Here is a 23,670-nt window from a genome sequence, read left to right on the forward strand (position 1 = left end):
AATTATTCGCAATTCAGTGCTGTGATATTTATAGCGTATCACAGCGGCATAAAAACCATATTTGACTTGTGGGCATGGGAAAGGCAATCTGGCGTAATCCGCATAAAGTTATGCGCAAAGAATAGAGGAGTACACCATGCCGCAATACCGTTCCCGTACCACCACCCATGGCCGCAACATGGCCGGCGCGCGCGCGCTGTGGCGCGCCACCGGCATGAAAGATGGCGATTTCGACAAGCCGATCATCGCCGTTGTGAACTCGTTCACGCAATTCGTGCCTGGCCACGTGCACCTGAAAGACCTGGGCCAGCTGGTTGCCCGTGAAATCGAAGCGGCGGGCGGCGTCGCCAAGGAATTCAACACCATCGCCGTCGATGACGGTATCGCCATGGGCCACGGCGGCATGCTGTATTCGCTGCCATCGCGCGACCTGATCGCCGACTCGGTCGAATACATGGTCAACGCGCACTGCGCGGACGCCATGGTCTGCATCTCGAACTGCGACAAGATCACGCCGGGCATGCTGATGGCCGCCATGCGTTTGAACATCCCCGTGATCTTCGTGTCGGGCGGCCCGATGGAAGCGGGCAAGGTCGTGAAAGTCGTCAACAACACGCAAAAGATCATCAAGCTGGACCTGGTCGACGCCATGATCAAGGCGGGCGACACCACCGTGTCCGACGCCGACGTGGCGGAAATCGAGCGTTCCGCGTGCCCGACCTGCGGCTCGTGCTCCGGCATGTTTACCGCCAACTCGATGAACTGCCTGACCGAGGCGCTGGGCCTGTCCCTGCCGGGCAACGGCACCATCGTGGCCACCCACGCCGACCGCAAGGAACTGTTCCTGCGCGCTGGCCGCCTGATCGTCGACCTGGCCAAGCGCTATTACGAACAGGATGACGCCTCGATCCTGCCGCGCAATATCGCCACCATGGCCGCGTTTGAAAACGCCATGGCGCTGGACGTGTCGATGGGCGGTTCCACCAACACCGTGCTGCACTTGCTGGCGGCCGCGCACGAAGCGGGCGTGCCGTTCACGATGGCCGACATCGACCGTATTTCGCGCAAAGTGCCTTGCCTGTGCAAAGTGGCGCCGATGACGGACAAGTTCCACATCGAAGACGTGCACCGCGCGGGCGGCATCATCAGCATCCTGGGCGAGCTGGCGCGTGCCGGCCTGCTCGATACGTCGGTGTCGTCGGTCCACGCGAAAACGCTGGGCGAAGCGATTGAAAAGAATGACGTCAAGCGCAGCGACGATCCTGCCGTGCACCAGCTGTTCCGCGCGGCGCCGGGCGGCGTGCCGACCCAGGTCGCGTTCTCGCAAGCGGAACGTTTCGATGCGCTGGACCTGGACCGCAGCACCGGCTGCATCCGCGACCTGGAACACGCATATTCGAAAGACGGCGGCCTGGCGGTCTTGTACGGCAACCTGGCGGAAAAAGGCTGCATCGTGAAAACCGCCGGCGTGGATGAAAGCATCCTGAAGTTCTCCGGCAAGGCGCGCGTGTTTGAAAGCCAGGACGCGGCGGTGGAAGCCATCCTGGGCGACACCGTGCACGAAGGCGACGTCGTCATCATCCGCTACGAAGGCCCGAAAGGCGGTCCGGGCATGCAGGAAATGCTGTACCCGACGTCGTACATCAAATCCAAGGGCCTGGGCAAGGCGTGCGCGCTGTTCACCGATGGCCGCTTCTCGGGCGGTTCGTCGGGTCTGGTGATCGGCCACGCCTCGCCGGAAGCGGCGGAAGGCGGCGCGATCGGCCTGGTGGAAGAGGGCGACATGATCGACATCGATATCCCGAACCGCACCATCGGCCTGCGCGTGTCCGATGAAACGCTGGCGGCGCGCCGCGCGGCCATGGAAGCGAAGGGCGCCGATGCATGGCAGCCTGTCAACCGCGAGCGCGTGGTATCGCAGGCGCTGCAAGCCTATGCGGCGCTGACCACGTCGGCCGACCGCGGCGCGGTGCGCGACCTGTCGCAATTGAAACGCTGATATCTCATTGCGTAGGGCGGCTTTTACAAAGCCGCCTGCGTGCGCCATGTTGACGCATGCACGGCGGCTTCCGCTGTGCGGAAACCGCCCTACGGTCACGCCGCCGTATGGCGGTTTTTTTATTTCTTGTCGAAGTTCTTTTTCACCCTGTCCTTGCGGCGCTGCTCGTCCACATCATGCGCCTTGCGCTTGTCCAGCCCCAGCATGGGCTCCAGGAATTCGAACCAGACAAACGCCGCCACCATCAGGCCGACGATGTACCACCATGAAATTTCGGCAAAACGCCATACTTCAAAATAGCGTAAGCCAACCAGCGCAACAATCAGTATAATAATCGGCATAAAAAGAGCCCCCCTTGGATACATCATCTTACAAAAGATTGGGCTATACCGGGTGCGATATTGTTGCGAGGGTCAACCAGGGCTATGATCCCCGCGTTGTTATAACGAGGTAGAATAGTTGTAGTTACTATGGAGAAAACGATGAAACGTATCTTGATGGTTGGTATCGCGGCCGTTTCGGCCTTCGCAGCACAAGGCGCCATGGCCAATGCAGATCTGGCCAAAGCAAAGAATTGCATGGCTTGCCACGCAGTCGCCAATAAAGTAGTGGGCCCGGCATTCAAGGATGTCGCAGCCAAGTATGCAGGTCAAAAGGATGCCGAAGGCAAGCTGGTGACCAAAGTCATGAAGGGCGGCTCGGGCACCTGGGGCGCGGTCCCAATGCCAGCCAATCCGCAAGTAAGCGAAGCGGAAGCCAAGACCCTGGTGAAATGGGTCCTGTCGCAGAAATGATGTAACGGCGCTGCCTGCAGCGCACAAGGGCCGGTTCAGCTGAACCGGCCCTTTTTTTTACTTCACGATTTCCAGCAATTCACGCCGGCCATCCTTGAACGTGTACAGGGTCAGCGCGCCATCCTTGATGTCGCCAAACTTGTCGAACGCGATCGTGCCGGTAATGCCCTGGTAATGCACCTTGGCCAGGAACGGCAGGTACTTGACCGGGTCGGCGGATTTGGCTTGCTGCATGGCGGTGGCCATCGCCATCACGGCGTCATACACGTACGGTGCGTAAATCTGCACGTCCATGTTGAATTTCTTCTTGTAGCGCGCCGAGAACTCTTCCAGCTGCTTTTTCTGCGAAGCCGGTACGCCGCCCGCTTCCGCGCACGTCACGGTTTCGTCGGCGCCGCCCGCCAGTTTCGGCAAGCCTTCCGTGCAAATGCCGTCGCCGCCCATGAACTTGGCCTTGATGCCCAGCGAGCGCATCTGGCGCAGCAGCGGGCCGCCCACGCCATCCATGCCGCCAAAGAAGATCAGGTCCGGGTTCTTGGCCTTGATGGTGGTGAGGATCGCGTTGAAGTCGGTGGCTTTATCGGTGGTGAATTCCTTGGCCACCACTTGCGCGCCCTTGGCGCCCTTGGCGAATTCCGCCGCGACGCCCTGGCCGTATGCCGTGCGGTCGTCGATGACGGCAATCTTTTTCGCGCCCAGTTTGTGCACGGCATATTTGCCCAGCACGGAACCCAGCTTGTTGTCGTTGGCAACCACGCGGAACGCCGTGTTGTAGCCCTGGTGCGTGTAGACCGGGCTGGTCGACGATGCGGAAATTTGCGGGATGCCCGCATCGTAATAAATCTTCGAGGCGGGAATCGTGGTGCCGGAATTCTGGTGGCCGATCACGCCGTTGACTTTGGCGTCGACCAGTTTTTGCGCTGCCGCCGTACCTTGTTTCGGGTCGGCCGCGTCATCTTCCGGCAAGAGCACGAACTTGACCGGTTTGCCATTGATCTTGAATCCCTGTGCATTCAAGTCTTCCACCGCCATCTTGGCGCCGTTTTCATCATCCTTGCCCAGGTGGGCGGAAGGACCGGACGTGGCAGCCACGTGGCCGATTTTGACGATTTCCTGCGCCTGGGCGCCTGCGGCCGCGAAAGCCATGGCCAGCGCCACAGGAATGAACTTCTTCTGCATTGTATGCGTGCTCCAAAAAAATAAGGCCGTCCAGTGGTGTGGACGGCCCGAATGATCTCATCTGCACGTTATGCAGTCAGCGATTGTTTCCGCTTATGCTAATAACGCTTGGTTATTTGACCACTTCCATCTTGGTTTTCTTGCCATCGGTGTAGGTGAACAGGGTCAGCGTGCCATCCTTGATGTCACCCTTGGAGTCGAACGAAATCGGACCCGTCACGCCCTGGTACTTGATATTGGCCAGGTACGGCAGGTACTTGGCGGGATCGGACGATTTCGCTTCGATCATGGCTTGCGCCATCACCATCACGGCGTCATACACGTATGGCGCGTACAGCTGCACTTCCTGGTTGTACTGCTTCTTGTAGCGGGCGCGGAAGTCGTCCATGTTCTTTTGCAGGTCGGCCGTGACGCCGCCCGCTTCGGCGCAGGTCACGACGCCGTTGGCGGCCGCATCGCCGGCCAGGCGCGGCAGCGCGTCCGTGCACAGGCCGTCGCCGCCCATGTACTTGGCCTTGATGCCCAGCGCCTTCATCTGGCGCAGCAGCGGGCCGCCGACGGAGTCCATGCCGCCGAAGAAGATCAGGTCCGGGTTCTTGGCTTTAATCGACGTCAGGATCGCATTGAAGTCGGTGGCTTTATCGGTGGTGAATTCCTTGGCCACCACTTGCACGCCCGGTGCGGCTTTCTTCGCGCCCTTGACGAATTCGCCGGCCACGCCCTGGCCGTAAGCGGTGCGGTCGTCGATCACGGCGATCTTTTTCGCGCCCAGTTTCTGGACCGCGTACTGGCCCAGCGTGCCGCCCAGCTTGTTGTCATTGGCGACCACGCGGAACGCGGTCTTGAAGCCTTGCTTGGTATAGTCCGGCGACGTGGCGGCAGGGGAGATTTGCGGGATGCCGGCGTCCATGTAGATTTTCGATGCGGGAATCGTGGTGCCGGAATTGAGGTGGCCGATCACGCCCTGGACGTGCGCATCGACCAGCTTTTGCGCGACAGTCGTGCCCTGTTTCGGGTCGCCGCCATCGTCTTCCAGCTGAATGACGAATTTGACTGGCTTGCCATTGATCTTGACGCCCTTGGCGTTCAAGTCGGCGATCGCCATGTTGGCGCCGTTTTCATTATCCTTGCCCAGGTGGGACGAAGGGCCGGAGACAGGGGCCACGTGGCCGATCTTGATGACGTCCTGCGCGCCGGCGCTGCCTGCGAAGGCCAGGGCAATGGCGAATGGAATCAGCTTGGTGTTGAACTGCATGTACGTTCTCCGAAAGATTGATGACGGCGGCGCGCAACATTGCTGCGCCATTAACAAAGGCCACGGCGTGAAGTTACAACAAAATGACAACACTGCAAAGCAGTCGCCAGCGGTTTTTTCAGTAAACGTATGGGAAGCCGTACCGGTGCACGGGGCGCATTATGGCTTTTGAGACGATTTCACTTCTTTTGCGCCTGCAAGTGCAGCAACTCCTGCGAAACTGCACGGCTGACGATGGCGCCCAGCGCTTCCTGCAAGCCGTGGCGAATTTCCGACGTCAAGCCCTTGATGGCATGGTTCAGCGCTTCTTCCATGCTGTCGCGGATGCGCTGTTCCAGCACGAAGTCCACGCGCGACTGCAATTGCTGCAGTACTTTTTCCGACAGGCGTTGTTCCAGCGCGGCCCACTGCGCATCGTCGAGCGCATGGAGGTCGTCCGCATGGTGGGCCGCCGCGGCGGGGAAGTGCGCATGGTGCGGCGCGTGCCGGGGCGTGTCGTCCTGCAGTACTTCGGTCAGGACCGGGATCGAGGCATCGTACGGATTGGCGGGGCTCATGATTTATTCGCCACGAAATGGGTGGGTTGGTAATCCTGCTGTTTATAGGCCTTGTACCGCTGGCGGCCTGCCGCCGCATCGGTTTCTTCCGCCGACACCACTTCAATCACGCGGTTGAAACGCTCGAAGCCGGCCGGCATGCGGCGCGACAGGTTGACCAGCAAATCCGTGTGCGGCAGCGGCGCGCCGTCGTCGCAGGCCAGGATGATCGGCGTCTGCGCCGCCAGCGCATCGCCGGCCGCCACGTGGGGCAGGAATTCCGTGGGCGCGAACGACCACAGTTGCGCGTCGAGCGCCTGCTGCTGCGCCGCGTCGTCCGTCAGCAGCACGATGCGGTTATTGGCAGCGCTGGCCTTGCGCACCAGGCGGCACGCATAGGCAAGTTTGTCAGGCACATTGGTATGGAAATCGACGCGGGTCATGCTGGCAGTGGTGGACGGTTCGAACTGCCCCCATTGTAACCGCATGCAAGGTCAGAATTGAAAATCCGGCGGCGCATTGGCGGGAGGCGTGCGCTGCGTACCGGCCGGCGGCGTCCTGCGTATTGCCGCGGCAGCCCGGTCTTCGTCGGTCGGGGCAGGGGGCGGGGCGGCCGGCGCCGGGGCGCCATAGGCATAGTTCGGCGGCAGCGCGCTTTGCGCCGGATAACCGGCCGCGCTCAGCGCCTCGTCCCACGTCACCTGGTCATAGCCGACCTGGCGCGTCCGCCCGATCACCAGCAATGGCAGGCGCCCGTTGCTGCCCGCACGCTTCAACGCGTCCATGTCGGCCGCCGTCAGCACGGTTTTCTCCGCATAGGGAATGCCGCGCTTGCGCAATTGCGCACGGCCCTGGTTGCAGGCGTCGCACTCGGCGGTGGTGTACAGCGTGACGGGATTGTCGCGCACGATGGTTTGCAGTTCGGACGGCAGCGCCGGCGTCGCGGCGCCGGTGGCATAGGTCTTCAGTTCCGCCGATTGTTTTGCAGTAGGCGGTGGAGGCGTGTCGGAAAAATGCGTGATACCTTTTTCATCTTTCCATTTGTAGACTTGCGCGCCGGCCATCCCTGCGGCCAGCATCAGCAGGACGGGGAGGGCGAGGCGTGCTTTCATGGTGCTTACGCCGCCATGCCGCTGTGGCGCAACAGGGCATCGATCGATGGCTCGCGGCCACGGAATGCCGTGAACGATTCCAGCGCGGGACGGGAACCGCCCACGGCCAGGATCTCTTGCTGGAAGCGCTTGCCGGTTTCCGTGCACAGCACACCATTACCCAGCGCCGCCGCTTCTTCGAACGCGGCATACGCGTCGGCGGACAACACTTCGGCCCACTTGTAGCTGTAGTAGCCGGCCGCATAGCCGCCGGCAAAGATATGGCCGAACGAATTCTGGAAGCGGTTGAAGGCCGGCGGCACCACCACGGAGAACTTGCGGCGCACGCCATCGATCATTTCCTGCACGGACTGCTCACCGGCTGGATCGAAATCGAAGTGCAGGTGCATGTCCAGCAGCGAGAATTCCACCTGGCGCAAGGTCTGCATGCCCGACTGGAAGTTTTTCGCGGCCAGCATCTTGTCGTACAGCGCGCGCGGCAGCGGCGCGCCGGTGTCGACGTGCGCCGTCATGTGCGACAGCACGTCCCATTCCCAGCAAAAGTTTTCCATGAATTGCGACGGCAATTCCACCGCATCCCACTCGACACCGGCAATCCCGGAGACGCCGATTTCATCGACCTGTGTCAGCATGTGGTGCAAGCCGTGGCCGAATTCGTGGAACAGCGTAATGACTTCGTCGTGCGTGAACAGCGACGGCTGCGTTTTGCCATCGACCACGGCCGGTTCCGTGAAATTGCAGGTGAGGTAAGCCACCGGCGTTTGCACGTCGCCGTCGGCGCGCAGGCGGCGGCCGCGCGCGTCGTCCATCCAGGCGCCGCCGCTCTTGCCGGCGCGCGCATACAGGTCCAGGTAGAACTGGCCGATCAGCTTGCCGTCGCGTTCGATGCGGAAGAAACGCACGTCCGGGTGCCACGTCGTCGCCACGTCCGGCGCGATGGTGACGGAGAACAGCGACTGGATCAGACGGAACAGGCCGTCGACCACTTTGTGTTCTGGGAAGTATTGCTTCACTTCCTGCGCCGAGAACGCATAGCGGCGTTCCTGCAACTTTTCCGATGCGTACGGCAAGTCCCACGCCTGCAAATCGTCCAGGCCCAGTTCATCGCGGGCAAAGTCGCGCAATTCCGCAAAATCTTTTTCCGCATAGGGGCGGGCGCGCTGCGCCAGGTCTTCCAGGAAGGCAATCACGTGTTCCGGCGATTGCGCCATCTTCGGCACCAGCGATACTTCGGCGAAATTCTTGTAGCCCAGCAGCGCCGCTTCTTCCGCGCGCAGTTTCAGCAGGGTCACGATGTTTTGCGTGTTGTCCCACTCGTCGCGCTTGCTGAACACGTCGCCTTGCTCGGACGCCTTGGTGGCGTTGGCGCGGTAAATGGTCTCGCGCAAGGCGCGGTTGTCGGCGAATTGCAGGATCGGGTAATACGAAGGGAAGTGCAGCGAGAACATCCAGCCTGCTTTGCCTTCCTTTTCCGCCAGCATCTTCGCGGCGTGCTTGACGTCGTCCGGCAGGCCCGCCAGGTCCGCCTCGTTTTCCACCGTCAATTTATAGTCGTTGGTGGCATCCAGCACGTTTTCGGAAAAGCGCGTCGACACTTTCGCGTGCTCTTCCTGGATTTCGGCAAACCGTGCTTTCTTGTCGTCCGGCAGTTCCGCACCACCCATGCGGAAATCGCGCACGGCATTGTCGATGATACGCTTGCGGGCCGGCGCCAGGCTGTCGAAGGCGGCGCTGGCGCGCAGCGCCTTGTACTTGCCGAACAGCGCTTCGTTCTGGGCCAGCGCGGTCCAGAATTCCGTTACCTTGGGCTGGTTTTCGTTGAAGACGGCCCGCAGTTCCGGCGTATCGACCACATTGTTCAAATGACTGACGATGCTCCACGCGCGGCCCAGCAATTCCGTGGCGATTTCCAGCGGCGCCACGAAGTTGTCCCACGTAACCACGCCGTTGTCACCTTCTGATGGCGCTTCCAGCTGCGCCACCACGGCGCTGCTTTGTGCCATCAACTGGTCGATGGCGGGTGTGACGTGCTCAGGCTTGATGAGGTCGAAGCGTGGCAGTCCGGAAAAGTCCAGCAGCGGGTTGTTCGTGGTGTCAGTCATGGTTTCCAATGTGTTCCTTGTAATGGGTGCCGGGCCTTCAGGCCGGGCATCCACATCATAAATAATTGCTCGCCTTACTTGCGTTCGGCCGACTCGATGGTGTTCATCAACAACATCGTGATCGTCATCGGGCCCACGCCGCCCGGCACCGGCGTGATGTGCGACGCGACTTCCTTGATGCCGTTGAAGTCGACGTCACCGCACAGCTTGCCGTTGTCGTCGCGGTTCATGCCCACGTCGATGACGATCGCGCCAGGCTTCACCATATCAGCAGTCAGCGTATTGCGGCGGCCGACTGCGGCCACCACCACGTCCGCCTGGCGGGTGAACACGCCCAGGTCCGGCGTGGCGCTATGGCAGATGGTGACGGTGGCGTTGGCTTGCAAGAGCAGCAGCGCCATCGGCTTGCCGACCGTGTTGCTGCGGCCGATCACGACCGCGTGCTTGCCGCGCAGGTCGGTGCCGGTCGATTCGATCAGCTTCATGCAGCCATACGGCGTGCAGGCGCGGAAACCGTCCAGGCCCGTCATCATTTCACCGGCCGACAGCACGGAGTAACCGTCCACGTCTTTCGAGGTGGCAATCGCTTCGATGACTTTATGCGGGTTGATGTGTTTCGGCAGCGGCATTTGCACCAGGATGCCGTGGATGGTGGGGTCGTTGTTCAGCGCGGTGATGCGGTCCAGCAATGCCTGCTCGGTCAGGTCGGCATCGTATTTCTCCAGCACCGAATGAATGCCGACGTCGCCGCACGCCTTGACCTTGTTGCGGACGTAGACCTGGCTGGCCGGGTCTTCGCCGACCAGGATCACGGCCAGGCCGGGCTGTTTGCCCTGGGCGGTCAGGGAGGCGGCGCGCGCAGCGATTTCAGCGCGCAGTTTCTGGGAGAGGGCGATACCGTCGATCAGTTGAGCAGACATGATTGCTTTTTTGGGGAGGGTGGGAAGAAAGACCACATTATAAAGCGTCGCAGCGGCTAAGTAGTTCCCACAATATGAAATGCGTTATCGTAATTTGAAAAATGCGGAAAACGCTGTTAGAATCCTTTCACTAATTCAGTAACACCAGAAGTCTAAATTCCGAAGTCTTAGTAAATTAACACGCAGCACCGCCCTCGCGATCGGTGAATCGGGTGGGCGTCTCACACTAGGAGACTTATTACATGGCAGCTCAACTCGACCAGGTCACGGCACTAACCGCCCTCGATCCGGATGCGCAGGAAACCAAGGAATGGCTGGACGCGCTGGAATCCGTCCTGCAAAACGAAGGTTCGGATCGTGCACACTACTTGCTGGAGCGCCTGATCGATCTGGCCCGCCGCAACGGCGCGGACATCCCGTTCTCCGCCAACACCGCCTACATCAACACCATCCCCGCCGACATCGAAGCCCACTGCCCAGGTAACCTGGAGTATGAAGAGAAGCTGCGCTCGTGGATGCGCTGGAATGCGATGGCGATGGTGGTGAAAGCCAACCGCGCCGACGGCGACCTGGGCGGCCACCTGTCTTCCTTCGCTTCGCTGGCGAACATGCTGGGCATCGGTTTCAACCACTTCTGGAAAGCCCCGTCGGAAAACCACGGCGGCGACCTGCTGTACATCCAGGGCCACTCGTCCCCTGGCATCTATGCGCGCGCCTTCCTGGAAGGCCGCCTGTCCGAGGACCAACTGCTGAACTTCCGTAAGGAAGTCGATGGCAAAGGCTTGTCGTCGTACCCGCACCCGAAACTGATGCCGGACTTCTGGCAATTCCCGACCGTGTCGATGGGCCTGGGCCCGCTGATGGCGATCTACCAGGCGCGCTTCCTGAAATACCTGCACGCACGCGGCATCGCCGACACCACCGGCCGTAAAGTCTGGGCCTTCTGCGGCGACGGCGAGATGGACGAACCGGAATCGATGGGCGCGATCGGCATGGCCGCGCGTGAATCGCTGGACAACCTGGTCATCGTGGTCAACTGTAACCTGCAGCGCCTGGACGGTCCGGTGCGCGGCAACGGCAAGATCATCCAGGAACTGGAAGCGGACTTCCGCGGCGCCGGCTGGAACGTGATCAAAGTGATCTGGGGCCCGGGCTGGGATGCGCTGCTGAAGAAAGACAAGGACGGCATCCTGCAAAAAGTCATGATGGAAACCGTCGACGGCGAATACCAGAACTACAAGGCCAAGGATGGCGCGTACGTTCGCAAGCACTTCTTCGGCAAGCATCCGAAGCTGCTGGAAATGGTCGCCAACCTGACCGACGACGACATCTGGCGCCTGACCCGCGGCGGCCACGATCCGCACAAGATCTACGCTGCCTTCAAGTTGGCCAACGAGTCCAAAGGCCAGCCGACCGTATTGCTGGTGAAGACCGTCAAGGGCTTCGGCATGGGCAAATCCGGCGAAGCGCGCAACACCGCGCACCAGACCAAGAAACTGGACGACGAAGCCATCCGCGAAATGCGCGACCGCTTCAGCATTCCTATCCCTGACGACAAGCTGGCCGAGATTCCGTTCTACAAGCCGTCCGATGACGCACCGGAAATCAAGTACCTGCACGAGCGCCGCAAAGCGCTGGGCGGCTACCTGCCTGCGCGCCGCGTGAAAGCCGACGAAACCCTGGTGGTGCCGCCGCTGGAAGCGTTCAAGGCCACGCTGGAGCCAACCCCGGAAGGCCGCGAAATCTCGACCACGCAAGCCTACGTCCGTATCATCACCGCGCTGCTGCGCGACCAGTCGCTGGGCCAGCGCCTGGTGCCGATCCTGGTTGACGAGTCCCGTACCTTCGGTATGGAAGGCCTGTTCCGCCAGATCGGTATCTTCAACCAGCAAGGCCAGTTGTACGAGCCGGTCGACAAGGACCAGGTGATGTACTACCGCGAAGACAAGGCCGGCCAGATCCTGCAAGAGGGTATCAACGAAGCAGGCGGCATGAGCTCGTGGATCGCGGCGGCAACGTCGTACTCGACCAACAACCGCGTGATGATTCCATTCTTCACGTACTACTCGATGTTCGGCCTGCAGCGCGTTGGCGACCTGGCATGGGCGGCAGGCGACATGCGCGCCCGCGGCTTCCTGATGGCGGGTACCGCCGGCCGTACCACGCTGAACGGCGAAGGCTTGCAGCACGAAGATGGCCACAGCCACCTGATCGCCGCGACCATCCCGAACTGCGTACCGTACGATCCGACCTTCTCGCATGAGCTGGCAGTGATCATCCATGACGGCCTGCGCCGCATGGTGACCGAGCAGGAAGATGTGTACTACTACATCACCATCATGAACGAGAACTACGCTCATCCAGGCCTGAAAGCCGGCCAGGAAGAGGGCATCCTGAAAGGCATGTACCTGCTGCAGGAAGGCGACAAGGATGCCAAGCAGCGCGTACAGCTGATCGGTTCGGGCACCATCCTGCGTGAATCCATCTTCGCCGCTGAACTGCTGAAGAACGACTGGAACATCGCTGCCGACGTCTGGTCCGCACCATCGCTGACCCTGGTGGCGCGCGATGGCCAGGATGCGGATCGCTGGAACATGGTCAACCCGGGCAAAGAGCAGCGCGTGCCGTACGTCACGAACCTGCTGAAGGACACCACCGGTCCGATCGTGGCAACCACCGACTACATGAAAGCGTTCGCGGAACAGATCCGCGCGTTCATCCCGAAAGACCGTACCTATAAAGTATTGGGCACCGACGGCTATGGCCGCTCCGACAGCCGCGCGAAACTGCGCGAGTTCTTCGAAGTGAACCGTTACTATATCGTCGTAGTGTCGCTGAAAGCACTGGCGGAAGAGGGCAAAGTACCTGTTTCGACCGTTGAACAAGCCATTGCCAAGTATGGCATCGACGCTAACAAACCAAATCCGGTGACCCAATGAGAGAATACGGAGCGAACGCTATGAGCATTGTGGAAGTTAAAGTACCGGACATCGGTGACTTCAAGGAAGTCGAAGTCATCGAACTGCTGGTCAAGGTTGGCGACACGATCAAGGTGGACCAGTCGCTGGCGACCGTGGAATCGGACAAGGCGTCGATGGAAATCCCGTCCAGCCACGCCGGCGTCGTCAAGGAACTGAAGATCAAGATCGGCGACAAGGTCTCCGAAGGCTCGCTGTTGCTGCTGGTGGAAGACGCCAGCGCGGGCGCCGCGCCAGCCGCTGCTCCGGCTGCCGCCGCCGCGCCTGCCGCAGCCGCGCCGGCCCCGGCTGCCGCTGCACCAGCCGCTCCGGCAGCCCCAGCCGCCGCACCGGCCGCCGCCGGTCCGGTGGAAGTCAAAGTGCCGGACATCGGCGACTTCAAGGAAGTCGAAGTCATCGAGCTGCTGGTCAAAGTGGGCGACACCATTGCCGTCGACCAGTCGCTGATCACGGTGGAATCGGACAAGGCATCGATGGAAATTCCATCGAGCCACGCCGGCGTCGTGAAAGAGCTGAAAGTCAAAGTCGGCGACAAAGTGGGCGAAGGCTCGCTGGTGCTGATCGTTGACGCGGTTGGCGGCGCTGCGCCTGCGGCCGCCCCTGCTGCTGCCGCACCGGCTCCAGCCGCGGCTGCTCCAGCCGCCGCCGCTCCGGCTGCCGTCGCTGCGCCTGCTGCTGCCGCTGCGGCGCCCGCCGCATCGCAAGGCTCCGTGCAAACCAGCAAGCTGGCGCACGCTTCGCCATCGATCCGCAAGTTCGCCCGCGAACTGGGCGTGGACCTGGGTAAAGTCGGCGGTACCGGCCCGAAAGGCCGCATCACGCAAGCGGACGTGCAGGCGTTCGTCAAGGGCGTGCTGTCCGCGCCTGCCGCTGCGCCAGTGGCTGCCGGTGGTTCGATCGGTGGCGGCGGCAACTTCAGCGTACTGCCATGGCCATCGCTGGACTTCAGCAAGTTCGGCGAAACCGAACTGCAGGCGCTGCCGCGCATCAAGAAGATCTCCGGCCCGAACCTGCACCGCAACTGGGTACAGATTCCACACGTGACGACCTTCGACAAGGCCGACGTGACGGACCTGGAACAGTTCCGCGTCGACAGCAACGCCGCCAACGCGAAGAACAAGGATGCCGCCAAGCTGACCATGCTGGCCTTCGTCATCAAGGCGTCCGTCGCCGCGCTGAAGAAGTTCCCGGTGGTGAACTCGTCGCTGGATGAAAAAGGTGAAAACCTGATCATCAAGAAGTACTTCAACATCGGTTTCGCCGCCGATACGCCGAACGGCCTGGTGGTGCCTGTCGTGAAGAACGCCGACCAGAAATCCGTGTCGCAGATCGCACGCGAAATGGGCGAACTGTCGCTGCAGGCGCGCGAAGGCAAGCTGAAACCTGCCGACATGCAGGGCGCAACGTTCACGATCTCGTCGCTGGGCGGCATCGGCGGCACGGCGTTCACGCCGATCGTCAATGCGCCGGAAGTGGCGATCCTGGGCCTGTCGAAGTCCACCATCGAGCCGGTATGGGATGGCAAGCAATTCCAGCCGCGCCTGATGCTGCCGCTGTCGCTGTCGTTCGATCACCGCGTGATCGACGGCGCCCTGGGTGCACGCTTCAATGCCTACCTGGCCGAAGTGCTGGCCGACCTGCGCAAGATCTTGCTGTAAGGAGCCCTGGATGACCGAAGTTAAAGTACCGAATATCGGCGACTTCAAGGAAGTCGAGATCATCGAAGTGATGGTCAAGGTGGGTGACACCATCAAGGTCGATCAATCGCTGGTGACCGTCGAATCCGACAAGGCGTCGATGGAAATTCCTTCCAGCCACGCTGGCGTGGTCAAGGAATTGAAGGTCAAAGTGGGCGACAAGGTGGGCGAAGGTTCGCTGGTGTTGCTGGTCGAAGAAGGCGCGGGCGCCTCGGCTGCTCCGGCAGCGGCCGCGCCGGCGCCGGCTGCCGCGGCTCCGGCCGCAGCACCGGCTGCGCCGGCAGCTCCTGTCGTGGCGCCGGTCGCTGGCGGTTACACCGGCCAGATCGACATCGACTGCGACATGATGGTGCTGGGCGGTGGCCCTGGCGGCTATTCGGCTGCCTTCCGTGCCGCCGACCTGGGCATGAACACCGTGATCGTGGAGCGCTACGAAACGTTGGGCGGCGTGTGCCTGAACGTGGGCTGCATTCCGTCGAAGGCGCTGTTGCACGTGGCCTCCGTGATCGACGAAACCGCGCACATGTCCAACACTGGCGTCACTTTCGCCAAGCCGACGATCGACATCGACCAGGTACGCAAGTACAAGGAAGGTGTGATCAAGAACATGACCGGCGGTCTGGCCGGTATGGCCAAGGCGCGCAAAACGCAGATCGTGGTCGGCGTCGGCCAGTTCCTGAGCGCCAACCACATCGAAGTGACGGCCAAGGATGGCACCAAGAAGGTCGTGCAGTTCAAGCAGGCCATCATCGCTGCCGGTTCGTCGGTCGTGAAACTGCCATTCGTGCCGGAAGATCCGCGCATCGTCGATTCGACCGGCGCGCTGGAATTGCGCTTCATGCCGAAACGCATGCTGGTGATCGGCGGCGGCATCATCGGCCTGGAAATGGCGACGGTGTACTCGACCTTCGGCGCGCGCATCGACGTGGTGGAAATGCTGGACGGCCTGATGCAGGGCGCGGACCGTGACGCTGTCAAGGTATGGCAGAAGTTCAACGAGAAGCGGTTCGACCGCATCATGACCAAGACCAAGACGGTGGGCGTTGAAGCCCTGCCGGAAGGCATCAAGGTCACGTTCGAAGCAGCGGAAGCCGGTGTCACCGCACCGGAACCGCAGATCTACGACATGGTGCTGGTGGCCGTTGGCCGCAGCCCGAACGGCAAGAAAATCGCCGCCGACAAGGCCGGCGTGATCGTGACCGATCGCGGCTTCATCAACGTCGACAGCCAGATGCGCACCAACGTGCCGAACATCTTCGCCATCGGCGACCTGGTCGGCCAGCCGATGCTGGCGCACAAGGCGGTGCACGAAGGCCACGTGGCGGCGGAAGCCGCGGCGGGCCAGAAGTCGCACTTCGACGTGAAGGTGATTCCATCGGTGGCTTACACCGATCCGGAAGTGGCATGGGCCGGCATTACGGAAGATGAAGCGAAAGCCAAGGGCATCAAGGTCGAGAAGGGCCACTTCCCTTGGGCAGCGAGCGGCCGCGCCGTGGCCAATGGCCGCGCCGAAGGCTTCACCAAGCTGCTGTTCGACGCTGAAACGCACCGCATCATCGGCGGCACCATGGTCGGCACGCACGCCGGCGACATGATCGGCGAGATCGCCCTGGCGATTGAAATGGGCTGCGACGGCACCGACATCGGCAAGACCATCCACCCGCACCCGACCCTGGGCGAGTCGATCGGCATGGCGGCGGAAGTCTACGAAGGCGTCTGCACGGACTTGCCGCCACCGCGCAAGCGTTAATGTCGGTACGCTGAAAAGCAAAAGCCCGGATCGAAGATGATCCGGGCTTTTTTTTAGTCGTCATTTCGGGGCCTGGCCCCAAAAGTACTATCGTTCGCTTGGTGGGCAATAGTTTTATTGGTTGGTGCCGCGGTACTTGTCGAAGTTGGCTTCGAAGTCCTTGAAGTTATCGGCCAGCATTTTTTCATGCTGCTCGAGGTAGTACTTGCGGGCCGGTTCCGACTGGGTCTTGAATTCTTCCACGTTGCGGGTGGCCATGGCGAGCATGTAGGCGTTGAAGCGGGTCGCCGCAAACATCAGTGCGGGTCCGATGACGTTGCGGTCCATGTTCTGGGCCTTTTCGTTCGCGGTGGTGATGAAGGTATCAACCAGCTGCATGAACTGTTCGTCGGTGGTAGGAGTTGTGCTCATAAAATTAACGCCTTGGGTTGGTGAAGACTGGCATCCTGCCACGAATCGGCGGATGTAACAACTTGGGTGTTGTTTATTAAATCAGGTTCAGCGTCATATCGATGTGGTCGGCGACCGGTGCGCTGCGCACCAGGCTGCGCGCCTTTTGCAGAGCGGCACGGGCTTCCGCATTGCGGCCCAGGCGGCGGAACAGCAGGCTGCGCAGGCTGAAGTAATACGTGTAGCCGGCCAGGTCGTGTTCCAGCGGCTCCAGCATGCGCAGCGCGGCCGACGGCCCCCGTAGATGTTCGACCGCCACGGCCCGGTTCAGCGTGACGATGGGGGAGGGGTGCACGGTTTCCAGCACGCCATAGAGCCGGTCGATTTCCGCCCAGTCGGTGCGGCGCGCGCTGGCCGCCTGCGCGTGCACGACGGCCACCGACGCCTGGATCTGGTACGGCCCCAATGGTGTGCAATTGGCGGCGCGTTGCGCCAGCGGCACGGCTTCGTCGATCAGCGCGCGGTTCCAGCGGCTGCGGTCTTGCTGGGCCAGCGGGACCAGCGCGCCCTGGGTGTCGACGCGGGCGTTGGCGCGCGCGTGTTGCAGCATCAAGAGCGCGGCCAGGCCCAGGGCGCCGCTGTCATACGGATACAGCCGCGCCAGCAGGCGCGCCAGCTTGATGGCTTCGTCGCACAATTCCGTGCGGATGTAATGGCGGCTGTTACTGGTCAGATAACCTTCATTGAACAGCTGGTAAATCATGGTCGACACAGTGGCCAGCCGCGCGGCGCGCTGGTGGTCCTTGATGTCGTCAAACGGCGTGGCTTCTTCGGACACGCGGCGCTTGGCGCGCAGGATGCGCTGCACCATGGCGGCTTCCCGGACCTGGAAGGCATGGGCAATCGCGGGCACGGGCACGCCGGACACCAGGCGCAAGGCCAGCGCCATCTGGTGCGATGGCGGCAAATCCCGGTGGCAGCAAATGTACAGCAGGCGCAGCGTGTCGTCGCGGTAGGGGATGTGGCTGTCGGGATCGAGCATGTCGGCGCCGGCGCCGAACAACAATTCCGCATCGGGCAGCGCCATCGCGGCATAGCGCCCGCCCAGCGCTTCCTGACCCGTATTGCGGCCCGTCGTCACCAGCCAGGCCAGCGGGTCGCGCGGCAATCCGGTACGCGGCCATAACTGGAGCGCACCGAGGCTGGCCTGCTTGTGGGCGTTGACCGCCAGGTCCAGGTCGCGAAAATGGCGCAACAGCGCCGCCATCGCCTGTGGCCGCGTGGCAGCCAGGGTGGCGTTGATGATGTCGCTAGCGGAATGATCGCGATGTCCCATGCCTCAGCTTACCGCAGAATATGCCGCGAAAAACACACTCTTGCCCTTTAGAAAAAAGTGCCGGGGACTTTTTTGGGAATAGGCAACAAAAAACCGGGCAATGCCCGGTTTCCGTAGTGCGTGGTACCCGCGTGGTTTGTTTTAATTGGCAATAAAGCTGGTCGGGATTTCGATCCCGCCAGAGCGCGCTGCTTCCGCATAGGCGCGTAATTCGTCGATGGCTGCTTCGAGTTGTTCTTTCGTCGGATTGGACTGGAAACCCTTGATACGCTCATTCAACGAGGCCACTTTCCTGCTCCATTCGAGCCGATCACACTTGCTCATATAACCTCCCAATTGAAAGGTACAGGATGCCCCCGTAAGGGAAAAGGCTCAGTGCGGTGCCGCACATAGAAATGTGTCGAAAGGCAACTTATGCAGTGACGGTGTCGGGGCGACGCAGTGCGCCGCCGAGGAACATGTCGAGGCCGATATCGAGTTGGCGTTGGAGCACTTCCGGCGGTGGCGAGCTATCCGGCTGGAACAGCAAACGCCGCATGTGGTCGCCCATCAGGCAGTTCAGGCACTGGACCGCCAGCATCTCCAGCGGGACATCGTCGCGCAATTGGGCGCGGACATCCGGGCGGGCAAACAGGCGGATGAGCTGTTCCCGCGTCTGCCGCGGCCCCACCTCGTAATACGCCTGCGCCAGCTCGGGCGTGGATTGCGACTCCGCAATCACGATCCGGTGCAGCGCCACTGCCACCGGGGACGTCACCAGGTCCATGAAGTGCATGGCGAAATCGGCCAGCACATCGCGTAACGGGCGCGTGCTGGTGTCCAGGTCATCCATGTCGGCAAAGAAATGATTGCGGCCTGCAGCGATGACTGCGGAAAACAGCCCGGCCTTGCCGCCGAATTTCACGTAAATGGTGCGCACTGCAACCCTGGCCTGCTTGGCAATCATTTCCAGGCTGACCTTGTTATATCCCTTTTCCATGAACAGTTGGGCCGCGACCACGACCAGTTCCTGCAAGCGCGCCTCCGCTTCGGCAGCCTTGGGCCGTCCCTGGGCCTTGGGCTGGCATGGCAGCACGTGCGACCCCGGACACGGGAAATTAAGGTCTTGTTTGGAAAGCAAATCTTGAATAGTGGAGTTGGACATGGCGTACAGGCTGACTGGCTACTGACATCTTATCAGATGGGGACTTTAGTCCAAAATAAAATGAAATGCAATCGTTTCATTTCTTGACTTCGATCAGCAGTTGACGAATAATGCACCTATCCCATTTCATTAATTGGAGCGCCGTAATGCCGACCCAGCAAAGCCAAGCAGAGCAAAAAGTGCTCAGCGCCGTCCCAAGCCCCAATACCAGTGCGGCCCAGCCTCAAACCGCCGGTGCGCCGCCCTCGAATACCCGTGTGCTGCTGATCGCCGGCCTGATCGCGCTGGCCGCCGCCGGCGCCGGTGGCCGCATGTGGTATCGCAGCCATAACTTCGTCGAGACGGAAAATGCCTACGTCGCGGGCCACGTGCATCCGGTATCGAGCCGTATCGCCGGTGTCGTCAGCAAAGTGCTGATCGACGATAACCAGCTGGTCAAGGAAGGCGACGTGATCGCCGAGCTGGATCCGTTCGACCAGACCGTGCGCGTCGAACAAATCCAGGCGCAAATCGCCGCCACCGAACAGCAGGTATTGCAGGCCGACGCGCAAATCGCCCAGGTCAATGCCCAGGCATCGGCCGCCGGCGCGCAAGTGGCGCAATCGCAGGCGCAATTGCTGCGCGCGACGCAGGATGCCGAGCGTTTCGGCCAGCTGTATACCAGCCAGATGAAAGCCGTGTCGAAAGCCGAACTGGATGCGGCCAATGCGGCCCGCGCCAGCGCCACGGCCGACCTGGCCGCCCGTAAGGACAGCGCCGTTGCCGCCAAGGCGCAAATCGGTTCCGCCACCGCCGCGCGTGAAGTGCTGAAGGCGCAGGTCAACGTGTTGAAAGTGCAGTTGAAAGACGCGCAGCAGCAACTGGCTTATAACCGCATCACGGCGCCCGTGACGGGCCGGATCGGCAAGCGCACGTTGGAAGTGGGCCAGCGTATCCAGGCCGGCCAGCAATTGACGGCCATCGTGCAGGACAACGTGTGGGTGACGGCGAACTTCAAGGAAACCCAGTTGGCCGAACTGAAACCTGGCCAGCCGGTGCACCTGACCGTCGATGCGCTGCCGGGCAAGGAACTGGTTGGCCGCGTGGACAGCTTCTCGCCAGCGTCGGGCGCGCAATTCGCGCTGCTGCCGGCCGATAACGCCACCGGCAACTTCACCAAGATCGTGCAGCGCGTGCCGGTAAAAATCACGTTCAAGCAGGAAGATCTGAAAGCATTGCAGGGCCGCCTGGTGCCGGGCATGTCGGTCATCGCCGAAGTGTCGCTGAAGGAAACCGCCGCGTTCGACAAGGCGCAGGCCACCGCGCAAGCCAACGCGCAAAAGACTGCCCATTAACCAACGAAATTCGCCAGGAAATTCGCAAGGGAGTTCGCAATGAGCAGTGCAACCCTCGACAGGGCGCCGCAACTGGCCGTGGAAGGCCAGAAGGTCGACGCCCGCACATGGATCGCCGTGGCGGCCGGCATGCTGGGCGCCTTCATGGCGGTGCTGGACATCCAGATCACCAACGCATCGCTGAAAGATATTCTCGGCAGCCTGAACGCCACGCAGGAAGAGGGTTCGTGGATTTCCACCGCCTACCTGGTGGCGGAAATCATCGTGATCCCGCTGACGGCGCTGTTGACCCGCGTCTTCGGCGCACGCCGCTACATGATGGGCACCACGGCGCTGTTCCTGCTGTTTTCAACGCTGTGCGGCGCCGCATGGAATCTGCCCAGCATGATCGTGTTCCGCATGGCGCAAGGCTTTACGGGCGGCGCGCTGATTCCGATGGCGATGACGCTGGTGATGGCCAAGCTGCCGCCATCGAAGCGCGCGGTCGGCATGGCCGTGTTCGGCCTGACCGCCACCTTGGCGCCGTCGATGGGCCCGACCTTGGGTGGCTACCTGAGCGAACTGTATGGCTGGCCGTCGATCTTTTACATCAACTGGGTGCCTGGCATCCTGCTGATCTGCGGTATCGCGTATGGTCTCGATAAAGAGAAAAACCAGTTGCACCTGTTGTTCAAGGCGGACTGGATCGGCATCGGTTTCATGGCGCTGGGCCTGGGTTCGCTGACGATTTTCCTGGAAGAGGGCAACAGCAAGGACTGGTTCGATTCCGCTTTCATCTGGGCCTTCGCGTCGCTGGCGCTGATCGGTCTGCTGGGCTGGGTCGTCACCAGCGCCACCCGCGCCGACCCGTTCGTCAACCTGAGCCTGTACGGCCAGCGCAACTTCCTGGTAGCCACGGCCTTGTCCGCGGTATTCGGCATGGCGCTGTATGGTTCGTCGTTCCTGCTGCCGTTGTACCTGGGCCAGATCGCCAACTACACGCCGATGCAGATCGGCGAAGTGATCATGTGGGCCGGCTTGCCGCAATTGTTCATCATGCCGTTCGTGGCCAAGCTGTCGTCGAAAATCGATAACCGCATCCTGTGCTCGTTCGGCCTGTTCATGTTCGGCCTGTCGTGCCTGATGAATGCCTACATGGACGCCACCACCGGCTATGACCAGCTGGTGCTGTCGCAAGTGGTGCGCGCGCTGGGCCAGCCGTTTGTCATGCTGACCCTGTCGAACTTCGCGATGCAGGGCATTGCACCGAAAGACATGCCGTCCGCATCGAGCCTGTTCAACATGACGCGCAACCTGGGCGGCTCGGTCGGCATCGCCTTGCTGGCCACGTCGCTGACGCAGCGCGAACATTTCCACTCGCAGCGCCTGGGCGAAGCCATCACGTCGTTCTCGCCGGCCGTGCAGGAACGCCTGGCCAGCATGACGCAGGCATTCATTGCCAAGGGCATCGACGCCGCCGGCGCAGCGGACAAGGCATTGAAAGCCATCGATGGCATCGTACGGCGCGAATCGTATGTGATGGCCTATAACGACGGCTTCTTTATCGTCAGCGCGATCCTGATGGCCTGCATCGTTGTGATGTGGCTGTCGGACGAAGTGAAATCCCCTTCCGGCGGCGGCGCCGGCGCGCACTGATATACGAAAGGTTTGAATCATGATGAAACGTATTACCCTGGCAGCCCTGGTGGCATCGGCCACCCTCGTATTGACTGGCTGCGCCACCGTGGGCCCTGAATTTTCCGCGCCAAAAAACGTGGCGGAAGCGAACTTCCGCCACGCGCAGGGGAGCGCTGAAGCGCGCCTGCCGGCACAATGGTGGAGCGTGTACGGCGACGACACCTTGAACCGGCTGGAACAAGGCGCGCTGCGCGGCAATCCGACCGTCAAAGCCGCCGCGCAGCGCCTGCTGCAGGCGCAGGCGCAACTGGGCGTGGTGAAATCCAGCCAGGGGCCGGCCGTCAACGTCAGCACCGGCGTGTCGAATTCGCGCACGTCGGCCAACACGTCGCAAGGGCTGGCGCTGGGTCACCGTTCGATCCACGGCGACAACTATTCGGTGGGCGCGTCGCTGTCGTATGAAGTCGACCTGTGGGGCCGCGTGCGCCGCCTGGTGGAAGCTTCCGACGCGCAGGCGCTGGCCGCCGAGGCGGACCGCGACGGCGTGCTGTTGCTGCTGTCGGCGCAAGTGGCGTCGAATTATTGGCAGTTGCGCGGCCTCGATGCGGAAATCGCCATCCTGAACGGTGCACTGGACACCCGCCGCGAGACGGAAGAACTGGTCAATGCGCGTTTCAACGCGGGGCTGTCGAACGAACTCGATACGTCGCGCGCCCGCATCGAACGCGCCAACGCGGAAGCGGACTTGCAGGAAGCGCAGCGCCAGCGCAATGCGCTGGAACACAGCCTGGCCGTGCTGACGGGCGCGTCGCCATCGTCCATGCAATTGCCTGCCGCCGGCGCATCGCTGCCGCAGCCACCGAGCATCCCGGTCGGCCTGCCGGCCAGCCTGCTGTCGCAGCGTCCCGATTTGGCCGGCAGCGTCGCCGCGCTGCGCGCATCGAATGCGCAGATCGGCGTGGCCGAAGCGGCGTTTTATCCGTCGATCAGCCTGACGGGCAATTTCGGCTTTGCGTCGGAAAGCCTGGGCGACATCACCAAGGGCGGTTCGCGCCAGTTCAGCATCGGCCCGCTCGCGCTGTCGCTGCCCATCTTCGACAGCGGCCGCAACGACGCCAACCTGAAGCTAGCCAAGGCCCGCTATGAGGAAGCGCTGGCCAACCACGAAGGCCGCCTGCTGACGGCGCTGCGCGAAGTGGAAGATGCGCTGTCGGACGTGCAGCAAAAGCAGAAGCAGCAGCAAGTGCAGGCGCAATCGCGCGAAGCGGCAACCCGCGCCTATCTGGTGGCGCGCGCCCGCTATGAGCGCGGCCTGTCGACCTACCTGGACGTGACCGATGCCCAGCGCAGCGCGCTGGCCGCCGACCGCGCCGCCGCGCAAATCACGACGCAGCGCTTGCTGGCCACCGTGGCCGTGGCGCGTGCACTGGGCGCGGGCTGGCAGCCGTCGCCGGCGCTGGCGGCACAATGATTGCTAATTTTTGGTTGGGGATGTAGTTCCTGGCTGTGCATTTATTCCTTTGGTGT

General features: G+C 61.9%; 20 protein-coding genes. 8 read left to right on the forward strand and 12 right to left on the reverse strand.

The window, feature by feature from the left end; all coding sequences use genetic code 11:
* Positions 1 to 136: 136 nt before the first annotated feature.
* Positions 137 to 1,999 carry a dihydroxy-acid dehydratase gene (gene ilvD, locus GJ700_RS06030; RefSeq protein ID WP_154371752.1) on the forward strand — a complete coding sequence of 621 codons (1,863 nt, stop codon included), beginning with the start codon at positions 137 to 139 and terminating at the stop codon, positions 1,997 to 1,999.
* Positions 2,000 to 2,118: 119 nt separating this feature from the next.
* Here the strand turns inward: ilvD and GJ700_RS06035 are convergent, their stop codons facing one another.
* A complete protein-coding gene (locus GJ700_RS06035; protein ID WP_154371753.1) occupies positions 2,119 to 2,340 on the reverse strand; it encodes a TIGR04438 family Trp-rich protein in 222 nt (73 codons plus the stop codon).
* 141 nt (positions 2,341 to 2,481) lie between these two features.
* Between GJ700_RS06035 and GJ700_RS06040 the strand changes: the two genes are divergently transcribed.
* Complete coding sequence (locus tag GJ700_RS06040; protein WP_154372004.1) at positions 2,482 to 2,793, forward strand: c-type cytochrome; 312 nt, start codon at positions 2,482 to 2,484, stop codon at positions 2,791 to 2,793.
* Between the two features lie 57 nt (positions 2,794 to 2,850).
* Here the strand turns inward: GJ700_RS06040 and GJ700_RS06045 are convergent, their stop codons facing one another.
* The 7 genes from GJ700_RS06045 to folD form a co-directional block, all read right to left on the reverse strand.
* A complete protein-coding gene (locus GJ700_RS06045; RefSeq protein WP_154371754.1) occupies positions 2,851 to 3,972 on the reverse strand; it encodes a branched-chain amino acid ABC transporter substrate-binding protein in 1,122 nt (373 codons plus the stop codon).
* Positions 3,973 to 4,084: 112 nt separating this feature from the next.
* A complete protein-coding gene (locus GJ700_RS06050; RefSeq protein ID WP_154371755.1) occupies positions 4,085 to 5,227 on the reverse strand; it encodes a branched-chain amino acid ABC transporter substrate-binding protein in 1,143 nt (380 codons plus the stop codon).
* A gap of 179 nt (positions 5,228 to 5,406) precedes the next feature.
* On the reverse strand, positions 5,407 to 5,784 hold the full coding sequence (locus tag GJ700_RS06055) for a DUF2486 family protein (protein WP_154371756.1): 378 nt from the start codon (positions 5,782 to 5,784) through the stop codon (positions 5,407 to 5,409).
* Complete coding sequence (locus tag GJ700_RS06060; RefSeq protein ID WP_154372006.1) at positions 5,781 to 6,206, reverse strand: DNA polymerase III subunit chi; 426 nt, start codon at positions 6,204 to 6,206, stop codon at positions 5,781 to 5,783. Before GJ700_RS06060 ends, GJ700_RS06055 begins: the two co-directional genes overlap by 4 nt.
* Positions 6,207 to 6,257: 51 nt before the next feature.
* Entirely contained in the window at positions 6,258 to 6,875 is a 618-nt protein-coding gene (locus GJ700_RS06065; protein ID WP_154371757.1) for a glutaredoxin family protein, read from the reverse strand.
* Between the two features lie 5 nt (positions 6,876 to 6,880).
* Positions 6,881 to 8,977, reverse strand: coding sequence for a M3 family metallopeptidase (locus GJ700_RS06070; RefSeq protein WP_154371758.1), 2,097 nt, complete (start codon positions 8,975 to 8,977; stop codon positions 6,881 to 6,883).
* A gap of 74 nt (positions 8,978 to 9,051) precedes the next feature.
* A complete protein-coding gene (gene folD, locus GJ700_RS06075) occupies positions 9,052 to 9,897 on the reverse strand; it encodes a bifunctional methylenetetrahydrofolate dehydrogenase/methenyltetrahydrofolate cyclohydrolase FolD (protein WP_154371759.1) in 846 nt (281 codons plus the stop codon).
* A gap of 242 nt (positions 9,898 to 10,139) precedes the next feature.
* On the opposite strand from folD, the gene aceE reads away from it, so the two are divergent.
* The 3 genes from aceE to lpdA are packed head-to-tail and all read left to right on the forward strand — an operon-like array spanning position 10,140 to position 16,322.
* Positions 10,140 to 12,836 carry a pyruvate dehydrogenase (acetyl-transferring), homodimeric type gene (gene aceE, locus GJ700_RS06080; protein ID WP_154371760.1) on the forward strand — a complete coding sequence of 899 codons (2,697 nt, stop codon included), beginning with the start codon at positions 10,140 to 10,142 and terminating at the stop codon, positions 12,834 to 12,836.
* A gap of 20 nt (positions 12,837 to 12,856) precedes the next feature.
* Entirely contained in the window at positions 12,857 to 14,533 is a 1,677-nt protein-coding gene (aceF, locus tag GJ700_RS06085; RefSeq protein WP_154371761.1) for a dihydrolipoyllysine-residue acetyltransferase, read from the forward strand.
* 10 nt (positions 14,534 to 14,543) lie between these two features.
* Positions 14,544 to 16,322, forward strand: coding sequence for a dihydrolipoyl dehydrogenase (gene lpdA / locus GJ700_RS06090; protein WP_154371762.1), 1,779 nt, complete (start codon positions 14,544 to 14,546; stop codon positions 16,320 to 16,322).
* Between the two features lie 114 nt (positions 16,323 to 16,436).
* Here the strand turns inward: lpdA and GJ700_RS06095 are convergent, their stop codons facing one another.
* From GJ700_RS06095 to GJ700_RS06110, 4 genes are all read right to left on the reverse strand, one after another.
* Positions 16,437 to 16,733 carry a DUF3144 domain-containing protein gene (locus GJ700_RS06095; RefSeq protein ID WP_154371763.1) on the reverse strand — a complete coding sequence of 99 codons (297 nt, stop codon included), beginning with the start codon at positions 16,731 to 16,733 and terminating at the stop codon, positions 16,437 to 16,439.
* A gap of 76 nt (positions 16,734 to 16,809) precedes the next feature.
* Positions 16,810 to 18,048: an RNA polymerase sigma factor gene (locus GJ700_RS06100; protein ID WP_154371764.1), complete on the reverse strand. Its 1,239-nt coding sequence runs from the start codon at positions 18,046 to 18,048 to the stop codon at positions 16,810 to 16,812.
* Positions 18,049 to 18,189: 141 nt separating this feature from the next.
* On the reverse strand, positions 18,190 to 18,372 hold the full coding sequence (locus tag GJ700_RS06105) for a hypothetical protein (protein WP_154371765.1): 183 nt from the start codon (positions 18,370 to 18,372) through the stop codon (positions 18,190 to 18,192).
* A gap of 88 nt (positions 18,373 to 18,460) precedes the next feature.
* On the reverse strand, positions 18,461 to 19,123 hold the full coding sequence (locus GJ700_RS06110; protein WP_371867847.1) for a TetR/AcrR family transcriptional regulator: 663 nt from the start codon (positions 19,121 to 19,123) through the stop codon (positions 18,461 to 18,463).
* 215 nt (positions 19,124 to 19,338) lie between these two features.
* Between GJ700_RS06110 and GJ700_RS06115 the strand changes: the two genes are divergently transcribed.
* Genes GJ700_RS06115 through GJ700_RS06125 form a run of 3 tightly spaced genes read left to right on the forward strand, consistent with a single transcriptional unit; the run spans position 19,339 to position 23,614 of the window.
* Positions 19,339 to 20,526 carry an HlyD family secretion protein gene (locus GJ700_RS06115; protein WP_154371767.1) on the forward strand — a complete coding sequence of 396 codons (1,188 nt, stop codon included), beginning with the start codon at positions 19,339 to 19,341 and terminating at the stop codon, positions 20,524 to 20,526.
* Positions 20,527 to 20,565: 39 nt separating this feature from the next.
* Positions 20,566 to 22,161 carry a DHA2 family efflux MFS transporter permease subunit gene (locus GJ700_RS06120; protein ID WP_154371768.1) on the forward strand — a complete coding sequence of 532 codons (1,596 nt, stop codon included), beginning with the start codon at positions 20,566 to 20,568 and terminating at the stop codon, positions 22,159 to 22,161.
* 19 nt (positions 22,162 to 22,180) lie between these two features.
* On the forward strand, positions 22,181 to 23,614 hold the full coding sequence (locus GJ700_RS06125) for an efflux transporter outer membrane subunit (protein WP_154371769.1): 1,434 nt from the start codon (positions 22,181 to 22,183) through the stop codon (positions 23,612 to 23,614).
* Positions 23,615 to 23,670: the final 56 nt, after the last annotated feature.

Source organism: Pseudoduganella rivuli (assembly GCF_009674485.1).
GTDB lineage: Bacteria > Pseudomonadota > Gammaproteobacteria > Burkholderiales > Burkholderiaceae_D > Rugamonas > Rugamonas rivuli_B.

What these genes read in the sequence shown, in the direction of transcription:
- ilvD (WP_154371752.1), top strand. Translation starts at nt 137, where the DNA reads ATGCCGCAATACCGTTCCCGTACCACCACCCATGGCCGCAACATGGCC.
- GJ700_RS06035 (WP_154371753.1), bottom strand. Translation starts at nt 2,340, where the DNA reads ATGCCGATTATTATACTGATTGTTGCGCTGGTTGGCTTACGCTATTTT.
- GJ700_RS06040 (WP_154372004.1), top strand. Translation starts at nt 2,482, where the DNA reads ATGAAACGTATCTTGATGGTTGGTATCGCGGCCGTTTCGGCCTTCGCA.
- GJ700_RS06045 (WP_154371754.1), bottom strand. Translation starts at nt 3,972, where the DNA reads ATGCAGAAGAAGTTCATTCCTGTGGCGCTGGCCATGGCTTTCGCGGCC.
- GJ700_RS06050 (WP_154371755.1), bottom strand. Translation starts at nt 5,227, where the DNA reads ATGCAGTTCAACACCAAGCTGATTCCATTCGCCATTGCCCTGGCCTTC.
- GJ700_RS06055 (WP_154371756.1), bottom strand. Translation starts at nt 5,784, where the DNA reads ATGAGCCCCGCCAATCCGTACGATGCCTCGATCCCGGTCCTGACCGAA.
- GJ700_RS06060 (WP_154372006.1), bottom strand. Translation starts at nt 6,206, where the DNA reads ATGACCCGCGTCGATTTCCATACCAATGTGCCTGACAAACTTGCCTAT.
- GJ700_RS06065 (WP_154371757.1), bottom strand. Translation starts at nt 6,875, where the DNA reads ATGAAAGCACGCCTCGCCCTCCCCGTCCTGCTGATGCTGGCCGCAGGG.
- GJ700_RS06070 (WP_154371758.1), bottom strand. Translation starts at nt 8,977, where the DNA reads ATGACTGACACCACGAACAACCCGCTGCTGGACTTTTCCGGACTGCCA.
- folD (WP_154371759.1), bottom strand. Translation starts at nt 9,897, where the DNA reads ATGTCTGCTCAACTGATCGACGGTATCGCCCTCTCCCAGAAACTGCGC.
- aceE (WP_154371760.1), top strand. Translation starts at nt 10,140, where the DNA reads ATGGCAGCTCAACTCGACCAGGTCACGGCACTAACCGCCCTCGATCCG.
- aceF (WP_154371761.1), top strand. Translation starts at nt 12,857, where the DNA reads ATGAGCATTGTGGAAGTTAAAGTACCGGACATCGGTGACTTCAAGGAA.
- lpdA (WP_154371762.1), top strand. Translation starts at nt 14,544, where the DNA reads ATGACCGAAGTTAAAGTACCGAATATCGGCGACTTCAAGGAAGTCGAG.
- GJ700_RS06095 (WP_154371763.1), bottom strand. Translation starts at nt 16,733, where the DNA reads ATGAGCACAACTCCTACCACCGACGAACAGTTCATGCAGCTGGTTGAT.
- GJ700_RS06100 (WP_154371764.1), bottom strand. Translation starts at nt 18,048, where the DNA reads ATGGGACATCGCGATCATTCCGCTAGCGACATCATCAACGCCACCCTG.
- GJ700_RS06105 (WP_154371765.1), bottom strand. Translation starts at nt 18,372, where the DNA reads ATGAGCAAGTGTGATCGGCTCGAATGGAGCAGGAAAGTGGCCTCGTTG.
- GJ700_RS06115 (WP_154371767.1), top strand. Translation starts at nt 19,339, where the DNA reads ATGCCGACCCAGCAAAGCCAAGCAGAGCAAAAAGTGCTCAGCGCCGTC.
- GJ700_RS06120 (WP_154371768.1), top strand. Translation starts at nt 20,566, where the DNA reads ATGAGCAGTGCAACCCTCGACAGGGCGCCGCAACTGGCCGTGGAAGGC.
- GJ700_RS06125 (WP_154371769.1), top strand. Translation starts at nt 22,181, where the DNA reads ATGATGAAACGTATTACCCTGGCAGCCCTGGTGGCATCGGCCACCCTC.